The organism is Pantoea sp. AG1095 (genome assembly GCF_003208415.1).
Taxonomy (GTDB): domain Bacteria; phylum Pseudomonadota; class Gammaproteobacteria; order Enterobacterales; family Enterobacteriaceae; genus Pantoea; species Pantoea leporis.
The window spans coordinates 62,979-70,459 of the sequence record NZ_QKMJ01000017.1 but is presented as its reverse complement, the minus strand read 5'-3'; the positions used below and the strand labels follow the sequence as shown (position 1 = coordinate 70,459).

Below are 7,481 nucleotides of genomic sequence, written 5' to 3'. Positions count from 1 at the left end.
GGACATAAGCGACTCCATAAACGGGTTCTTATGCCTTAGTTGTAAGTGTCTACCATGTCCCCGAACAAGTGTTCACCATGTCCCCGGACTGTACACGTGGGTGAAGGAGTGGATGTTGCGGCGATCTTTCCCCTCTCCCGCTTGCGGGAGAGGGTTAAGGTGAGGGGAAAATTAATCAAGCCTCTTCATACGGCTCCACAAAAACCCCTTCAGCATGATCGCTTTCATTAAAGAACCAAATCCCCAGCGGGTAATCTTCTAACGCCACCAGATACATGATGCCTTCATTGAATGCTTCCACTGCCAGCACCGTACCCACACGGCGCGGGCCGCCGTCGGTTTTAACCGTAACGCGATCGTTCACCTTCATTGATTACTCTCCACAAATTGTCCTGCGACACAGTTTAACGGAAGATAATCAACACTGCCTGATCGCGATCAGCGTCGGGCGATAACCCACACCGCATGCACGATGCCTGGAATGTAGCCGCACAACGTCAGCAGAATATTGAGCCAGAAAGCCCCACCAAAACCGACTTGCAAGAATACGCCCAGTGGCGGAACCAAAATGGCGATGACAATACGTAAAAAGTCCATATTCACTCCCTGATATCACTTAACAATCAATCGCTAAGCATAGTCGCTGTTACGCACTGTGCACTTAAAGGCAGGTAAAACTCTGTCAAGATGCGCTTTTTCGCTTTCTTAACGTTTCGCAGAGAGACTTTTGACGCAGCCTGCTCGTACACTTCTCGGTACTGCACCAACCCCAAAGGCGCAGTCAACCTAAAAGTAACAAGGATTTTTGCCCGCGCAGCGCGGGCTTTTTTTTGCCTGCCATTTGCCCTCCGCGCCCTCTTTTCACCAACGACTATACTGGTATAGATCCGATTGCCTCCGGGAGGCCGCCATGACCACTGCAAAAGAGTACAGCGAGAGAGTTCATCGCGAAGTGAATGTCGATGTTGATGCGTTGCTGGAAGCCATTCAGAAGAGAACGTCGGGCGAGGTAAAAGAGTTTATGGAAGCCGAAGACACGCATCGCGTTACGGTAAATGGCGCAGCCTATGACTCTTACTCAGAGCTAGCGGAAGCTTTCGAACTCGACATTCGCGACTTTGCCAGCAGCGAAGTGAACCGCTGAAATCGATTTCAAAAAAATACCCGGCGGGATGGCCGGGTAAAGTAAATCAGTAAGTTCGTTACACCAGGGAATTCTTAACACCCTGTCAGATTACGCCTTAGTCTGATTAAGACAAGACTCATCCCTGCATGTAAATCGAACAATTTTGTATAAGCATTCATGTGAATCGTCCTACGCGCCGCGTCACTGCTGGTTTCAGCTGTGCACGAAATGTGCATCGCGCCTTCCGTCACGTTTGCCATTTAAGAATTATCCTGGATGTCGCTGGCCGGGTCGCGGGAAAAAGTGTGATCGCGATTCCGCTATTATACTGATTACTCTTCGCTTTACGGATGCCACTGGCGTAAGGAGTGTGATGATGCTGAGTCTTAACTCTTCCCTGATGATCATTACCGATCTCGATGGCTCATTGCTGGATCATCATGACTATAACTGGGATGCGGCCAGTGAATGGCTGGCGCGTCTGAAACAACATCAGATCCCGCTGGTGATTTGTTCCAGCAAAACGGCGGCCGAGATTATTCCACTACAAAAGAAGTTAGGCATTGTCGGTGCCCCTTTTATTGCTGAAAACGGTGCGCGCGTGGTATTGGGCGGTGAACATACACCGCCGATCGAAACCAGCGCCAGCTATCATGCGCTGTGCCAGACGCTACAGGCGTTGCAGGCACGATTTCGCTTCAACGGCTTTCATGAATTTAGTGATGCCGAAGTCGCACGCTTTACCGGTTTAACCCTTGCCGAAGCCAGCCAAAGCCGCCTGCGCGAAGCGTCGGAAGTGGTGTTGTGGCGTGATGACGAACAGCGTTTACCGGAATTCCGCGCGGCGCTGGCCGAACACAATCTGGCATTAACTCAGGGCGGGCGTTTCTGGCATGTGATGCCCGCTGGCACCGGCAAAGGTATCGCGCTGGCGGACATTCAGCAGCATCTCGCCGCGCAGGAAGGAGAAGCGCGCACCACAATCGGCTTGGGCGATGGTCCCAACGATGTGCCGATGCTGGAGCGCGTTGATTATGCCGTGGTGATAAAAGGCTTCAGTAAAACGCCGGTGGAGTTGCAACGCACCGATACTGAGAACGTTTACCACACCGCGCACGTCGGTCCGCAGGGCTGGCGTGAAGGTCTGGACTATTTTCTTGCGCCGAATGAGTAACGGCCTTTAACCAAAAGGATGAGACGATGAGTGATTTTTACCAGAATGGTGTCATTACTAATTTCCATAATCTCACCCACCGCAGCGTCGAATCGCTGGAAAAAGAGATGGTGCGCTTCTCACGCAAACGCAAAATGGGGCTGATATTGCCGTCGCTGTTCTCGGAACTGGAAGGCCCGGCGCTGGATAATATCGTTAACGAACTGGCGAAGGTACCTTACCTGGAGGAAATTGTGATTGGCCTCGACCGCGCCGATCGCGACCAGTTTCTGTTTGCGCGTGAGTTCTTCTCCCGCCTGCCGCAGCGCCATCGCATTTTATGGAATGACGGGCCACGCCTGAAAGCGCTGGATGCCGAACTGGATAAAGAGGGTTTATCGCCGAGCCAACCCGGCAAAGGGCGCAATGTGTGGTTCTGTACTGGCTACACGCTGGCTTCCGACCGCACTCAGTGCGTGGCGCTGCACGACTGCGATATCGTCACCTATGAACGCGGCATGCTGGCGCGTTTGCTCTATCCGCTGGCCAATCCGTCGTTTCAGTATGAGTTCTGCAAAGGTTTCTACGCGCGCGTCGCCGACGGCAAGCTGAATGGCCGCGTCGGGCGTTTGCTGGTCGGTCCGCTGCTGCGCTCCTTGCAGAAAGTCTACGGTCACTCGGAATATCTCGATTACCTCACCAGCTTCCGCTATCCGCTCTCTGGCGAGTTTGCCATGCGCACGCATGTGCTCAACGGCATCAAGATTCCCGGCGATTGGGGATTAGAGATTGGCGTGCTGTCGGAGATTTATCGTAACTACACCACGCGTCAGACCTGCCAGGTTGAGATCGCCGATAACTACGACCACAAGCATCAGCCGCTGGCCGAAGATGATGGTACCGGCGGATTGAAACGCATGAGCAATGACATCGTGCAGTCGCTGCTGCGTAAGCTGGCCACCATGGGCGTGCCGCTCACCAGCGATTCGTTCCGGGTGTTGAAAGCCACTTACTACCGTAATGCGCTGGACATGATGGAGATCTACAACCACGAAGCCACCATGAACGGCCTCAAGTTTGATCAGCACATTGAGGAAGCGGCGGTAGAGATGTTCACTCAGGCGATTCTCGATGCCGGACAAGCCTTTATTGAGCGTCCGAATGAGAAACCCTTTATTCCCAGCTGGAGTCGCGTGCAATCTGCTTTTCCGGATATTCTGCAGCGGATTTATCAGGCGGTGGAAGAGGATAACGACGGCAAGGTGTAATGCAGGGTTGAACCACATTCGGGACGACGGGCATCGTCCCGAATGTGTTTAACTGGCCAGCTGTTGCGCGCTCGATACGTGACTGAGTTCATCACTGCGAAACGCCTCACGTCGCACGCTGTAACCATCATACCAACGACACTCTACCATTCCGCTGGCATAGCCGGTGACCACCATGGTGGGTCCGCCCTGTTTGTGCTGAACTTCGTCACTGATTGCAAAGATCATACCGCACCTCCCTCTTTCATCGTTAAATGACCGAATTTAGGTATAGCAGCTGTGACCGATTTTTTCCTATACGATTAATCTATTACTGCTACTAAATCAGAATAAGCAGTTAAAAACTCTGTAAATAAAAAAAGCCGACAAAATTTATTGTCGGCTTTGATAGCACGTCCTGGACAGGAAAATTAGATTTTGCAGCCTTCGCAATCCGCTTCGTCGCTGATATCCGCAGGCACTTCGTTGGCTTTTTCTGCCGCTTTGGCTTCAGCCTGTTCCAGCTGTGCATCGATATCAAATTCAAACATATCGTCGTTCATCATCGTTCTCCTGACCGTGATTAAAAATTTACAGCGCTTTATAACTGCTAGCCGCGCAGCTTAGCAATCAGATTTACGCCCAACAGCACGATCGACCCAATGATAAAGCCGATCACCAAATTGGCGCCGTTGCTCAGCAGTGCCGAGACCAAACCGTTGAATCCGGCGCTGTATTCCGTAATAGCGTGATGTAGCGGCGTGATGCCGTGCACCACAATGCCGCCACCAACCAAAAACATCGCCAACGTGCCGACTAACGTTAAGGCTTTCATCAACCAGGGGGCAAAGGCCAGCAATACGCCGCCAATGGCCTGCGCGACCGTGGAAGATTTCTCTTTTAACCAAAAGCCCAAATCGTCAATTTTAACAATCATCGCCACGATGCCGTACACGCCAATGGTCACCAGAATGGCGACACCGGCGAGAATCAGCACCTGATTCAGCAGCGGCGCCTCTGAGACGATGCCCAGCGTGATGGCGACAATCTCCGCCGAGAGGATAAAGTCAGTACGCACTGCGCCTTTTACTTTGTCCTTTTCAAACGCCCGCGGATCCTGCTGCGCCAGTTTGTCGAGACGCTGCTGACGCGCCTCCGGACTCTGCTCGGCCTTATCGTGATTGAGGCTATGCAGCACTTTCTCCACGCCTTCGTAGCAGAGATAGGCACCGCCAATCATCAGCAGCGGCGTAATCAGCCAGGGCGCAAACGCCGAGATCAATAACGCCAGCGGCACCAGAATGAATTTATTAAGAAAGGAGCCTTTTGCAACGCTCCATACAACGGGCAATTCACGGTTGGCTTTGACACCGCTAACCTGCTGCGCATTCAGCGACAGATCGTCACCCAATACGCCTGCGGTCTTCTTTGCCGCAACTTTGCCCATGACCGAGATATCGTCGAGCAGTGTTGCAATATCATCCAGAAGGGTGAGTAAACTGGTTCCTGCCAAAGTGGTATTCCTTATTATTCCGGTTCGTGATCCTGACAACAGGGGCAACGCTCAATCGCCGTCACTGACATATCGGCGATGCCCGCACAGTCCCATTCGACGCGTAACGGCCCCGTCAGATCCCCGGCGTGCAAATACTTGCTCACCGGACTTTCCGTCATGCCGCTGATCTCTTCGGTGGCTACCAGCCGGTCGCCAAGATAAATGCGCGCCGTGGCTTGGGTTGTCACCATCCGCTCATCGCGGAGTTGATACAGGCGCTTAACGGTAAGTTTGATGCTGCTCATGGCTCAATTCCGCGTCCCAGAGAAAAGGGAGATCTAAACTGTTATAGCGGCTAAAAGCAACAATCTCGCACTATTCAACGCGATAGTGATGCAAGCCCTGATGGTCGATTTCGCTGCTGTCGGTTGCGGCCAGCAGCCACTCTTCTAAACGTTCAATCAGCGCGCTGTCCTGCAGCTGCAGTTTGCCGCGCAGCGCGCACTCCCAAACAATCAGTACTTTCCAACCTCCTTCGCGCAGTTGTTCGACGTAACGCCGGTCGCGCTCAACGTTACTGTTAATTTTGCCACTCCAAAATTCGGTGCGCGTGGCCGGCATTTTGAATAAGTAGCAGTGATGTCGATGCCAGAAGCAGCCATGAACAAAGATAATCGCTTTCTCGGCGGGCAGGACAAAATCCGGGCGGCCCGGTAGCGCTTTATCCTGTACGCGATAGGTGAAGCCGCGATCTTTGAGAATCAACGCAATACGCTGTTCAATCGCGGTATCCTGATTGCGAATCGCGCGCATGTTTTTGCTGCGAATGGCTTGCGAGTGAACGTCTGCCATGGCGTCTCCTTGTATTAGCGCTTCTACAACTTTAGCGGTTTAAGCCAAAAGCGAAAGCACACCGCACGCCAATTTCCTCGTTGCGTGATGAGTGTTAGCATAGCCGCTTCACTGTTAAGGAAAAACGCATGCTCGCTATCGACCCCGTCTCGCCCTCCCCGTTAACCGCCGATCAGGATGACGCGACGTCGCTGTTACTGCAGGTGCTCGATATCTATGCCGCACGCGATGTGGTTATCACCTTAACTGAAGCCGGTGGCCGCGACTGGAGCGTGCCGCGTTTGAATCGCATCCGCGCCGGTAAAAGTGCCGCGCCGGCGCTCTCCAGCCGCGAAGTGGCCAGCCTGCAGGCCTTGCTGCCGCAGCGTCCGGCGCACTATGACGACGCCAAATTCCAGTTTGTCGATCTGTTTGCCGGTATCGGCGGCATTCGTCGTGGCTTCGAGCAGATTGGCGGTCAGTGCGTGTTCACCAGCGAATGGAATAAAGAAGCGGTGCGCACCTATAAAGCCAATCTGTATAGCGATCCACAGTTGCATCACTTCAACAGTGATATTCGTCTGGTAACGCAGCCCGCGGGCATCAGCGATGAGCAGGCAATTTATCAGCATATCGATCGCACCATTCCCGATCATCAGGTATTGCTGGCCGGTTTTCCTTGCCAGCCCTTCTCGCTGGCGGGCGTGAGCAAAAAGAATGCGTTGGGTCGCGCGCATGGTTTTGAGTGCGAAGCGCAAGGCACGCTGTTCTTCGATGTGGCGCGCATTCTCGCCGCCAAGAAGCCGCCGTTCTTCGTGCTGGAGAACGTGAAAAACCTCAAGAGCCACGATAAAGGCCGCACCTTCGCCATCATCATGGCCACGCTGGATGAACTCGGTTATGACGTGGCCGATGCCAATGACGACGGTTTGCCGGATGCGAAAATTATCGATGCGCGCCATTTCCTGCCGCAGCATCGTGAGCGCATCGTGCTGGTGGGCATTCGCCGTGATAGCGGGCTCAGCAACGGCTTTTCGTTGCGCGCCCTGCCCGCGCTCTATCCGCAAAAGGTGCCGTCGTTACACAGCCTGCTGGAACCCGAGCCGGAAGCAAAATACACGCTATCGCCCACGCTGTGGAACTATCTGTATCAATACGCAAAAAAGCATAAAGCCAAAGGTAACGGCTTCGGCTTTGGCCTTAACGATCCGCGTAATCTGAACATTTGCGTGCGTACTTTATCGGCGCGCTACTACAAAGATGGTTCGGAAATCCTCATCGATCGCGGCTGGGATTACGCGCAAGGCGAAGCAGATTTCCAGCAGGCGGAGAATATGGCGCGCCGTCCGCGTCGTTTAACCCCGCGCGAATGTGCCCGCCTGATGGGTTTTGAAGCGCCGGGCGAGGCCAAACTGCGCATTCCGGTTTCCGATACGCAGGCCTACAAGCAGTTCGGTAACTCGGTGGTGGTGCCGGTATTTGCTGCGGTGGCGCAACTGTTATTGCCGCTGATTGAACAGTACGCCGCGCAAAAGGCGTAGCGATTCAGGACCACAATTTTATTTAGGGCCGCGCTTTATGCTGTTTTCCGCCTAATCGCGCCCGCTGTCACCAAACTGTCACGCGTGC

The 7,481-nt window shown here is 53.5% G+C and carries 11 protein-coding genes; 4 read left to right on the top strand and 7 right to left on the bottom strand.

The features are described from left to right. Positions 1-175 precede the first annotated feature (175 nt). Together dsrB and DEU53_RS22135 are read right to left on the bottom strand one after the other, a co-directional pair. Positions 176-370 (bottom strand): protein DsrB, encoded by a 195-nt coding sequence (dsrB, locus tag DEU53_RS22140; protein WP_101763947.1) that lies wholly within the window; start codon positions 368-370, stop codon positions 176-178. Between the two features lie 68 nt (positions 371-438). Then, positions 439-597, bottom strand: a complete 159-nt coding sequence (locus DEU53_RS22135; protein WP_007891469.1) for a YqaE/Pmp3 family membrane protein — start codon at positions 595-597, stop codon at positions 439-441. Between the two features lie 313 nt (positions 598-910). Between DEU53_RS22135 and yodD the strand changes: the two genes are divergently transcribed. The 3 genes from yodD to DEU53_RS22120 all read left to right on the top strand — a co-directional run bounded on the left by yodD (position 911) and on the right by DEU53_RS22120 (position 3,547). Beyond that, complete coding sequence (yodD, locus tag DEU53_RS22130) at positions 911-1,144, top strand: YodD family peroxide/acid resistance protein (protein ID WP_110868368.1); 234 nt, start codon at positions 911-913, stop codon at positions 1,142-1,144. A 358-nt stretch (positions 1,145-1,502) separates the two neighbouring features. Continuing rightward, positions 1,503-2,300: a mannosyl-3-phosphoglycerate phosphatase-related protein gene (locus DEU53_RS22125; protein WP_110868371.1), complete on the top strand. Its 798-nt coding sequence runs from the start codon at positions 1,503-1,505 to the stop codon at positions 2,298-2,300. Positions 2,301-2,326: 26 nt separating this feature from the next. Beyond that, positions 2,327-3,547, top strand: a complete 1,221-nt coding sequence (locus DEU53_RS22120; RefSeq protein WP_101763945.1) for a glycosyl transferase — start codon at positions 2,327-2,329, stop codon at positions 3,545-3,547. 48 nt (positions 3,548-3,595) lie between these two features. Here DEU53_RS22120 and DEU53_RS22115 read toward each other — a convergent pair whose 3' ends face one another. The 5 genes from DEU53_RS22115 to DEU53_RS22100 form a co-directional block, all read right to left on the bottom strand. Further along, complete coding sequence (locus DEU53_RS22115) at positions 3,596-3,775, bottom strand: YodC family protein (RefSeq protein WP_101763944.1); 180 nt, start codon at positions 3,773-3,775, stop codon at positions 3,596-3,598. Positions 3,776-3,957: 182 nt separating this feature from the next. Beyond that, positions 3,958-4,092, bottom strand: coding sequence for a hypothetical protein (locus tag DEU53_RS23280; protein ID WP_255253243.1), 135 nt, complete (start codon positions 4,090-4,092; stop codon positions 3,958-3,960). A gap of 44 nt (positions 4,093-4,136) precedes the next feature. Next, on the bottom strand, positions 4,137-5,039 hold the full coding sequence (locus DEU53_RS22110) for a DUF808 domain-containing protein (RefSeq protein WP_101763943.1): 903 nt from the start codon (positions 5,037-5,039) through the stop codon (positions 4,137-4,139). Between the two features lie 14 nt (positions 5,040-5,053). Further along, complete coding sequence (locus tag DEU53_RS22105; protein WP_008105433.1) at positions 5,054-5,326, bottom strand: hypothetical protein; 273 nt, start codon at positions 5,324-5,326, stop codon at positions 5,054-5,056. Positions 5,327-5,396: 70 nt separating this feature from the next. Then, positions 5,397-5,873, bottom strand: coding sequence for a very short patch repair endonuclease (locus DEU53_RS22100; RefSeq protein ID WP_101763942.1), 477 nt, complete (start codon positions 5,871-5,873; stop codon positions 5,397-5,399). A gap of 128 nt (positions 5,874-6,001) precedes the next feature. Here DEU53_RS22100 and dcm point away from each other — a divergent pair, with 128 nt between their 5' ends. Beyond that, positions 6,002-7,393, top strand: coding sequence for a DNA (cytosine-5-)-methyltransferase (dcm, locus tag DEU53_RS22095; protein WP_110868367.1), 1,392 nt, complete (start codon positions 6,002-6,004; stop codon positions 7,391-7,393). Positions 7,394-7,481: the final 88 nt, after the last annotated feature.

Excerpts from the sequence above, each read along its gene's own strand:
- DEU53_RS23280 (WP_255253243.1), bottom strand. The coding sequence starts at position 4,092 with ATGATGAACGACGATATGTTTGAATTTGATATCGATGCACAGCTGGAA.
- DEU53_RS22125 (WP_110868371.1), top strand. The coding sequence starts at position 1,503 with ATGCTGAGTCTTAACTCTTCCCTGATGATCATTACCGATCTCGATGGC.
- dcm (WP_110868367.1), top strand. The coding sequence starts at position 6,002 with ATGCTCGCTATCGACCCCGTCTCGCCCTCCCCGTTAACCGCCGATCAG.
- DEU53_RS22100 (WP_101763942.1), bottom strand. The coding sequence starts at position 5,873 with ATGGCAGACGTTCACTCGCAAGCCATTCGCAGCAAAAACATGCGCGCG.
- yodD (WP_110868368.1), top strand. The coding sequence starts at position 911 with ATGACCACTGCAAAAGAGTACAGCGAGAGAGTTCATCGCGAAGTGAAT.
- dsrB (WP_101763947.1), bottom strand. The coding sequence starts at position 370 with ATGAAGGTGAACGATCGCGTTACGGTTAAAACCGACGGCGGCCCGCGC.
- DEU53_RS22135 (WP_007891469.1), bottom strand. The coding sequence starts at position 597 with ATGGACTTTTTACGTATTGTCATCGCCATTTTGGTTCCGCCACTGGGC.
- DEU53_RS22105 (WP_008105433.1), bottom strand. The coding sequence starts at position 5,326 with ATGAGCAGCATCAAACTTACCGTTAAGCGCCTGTATCAACTCCGCGAT.
- DEU53_RS22120 (WP_101763945.1), top strand. The coding sequence starts at position 2,327 with ATGAGTGATTTTTACCAGAATGGTGTCATTACTAATTTCCATAATCTC.
- DEU53_RS22115 (WP_101763944.1), bottom strand. The coding sequence starts at position 3,775 with ATGATCTTTGCAATCAGTGACGAAGTTCAGCACAAACAGGGCGGACCC.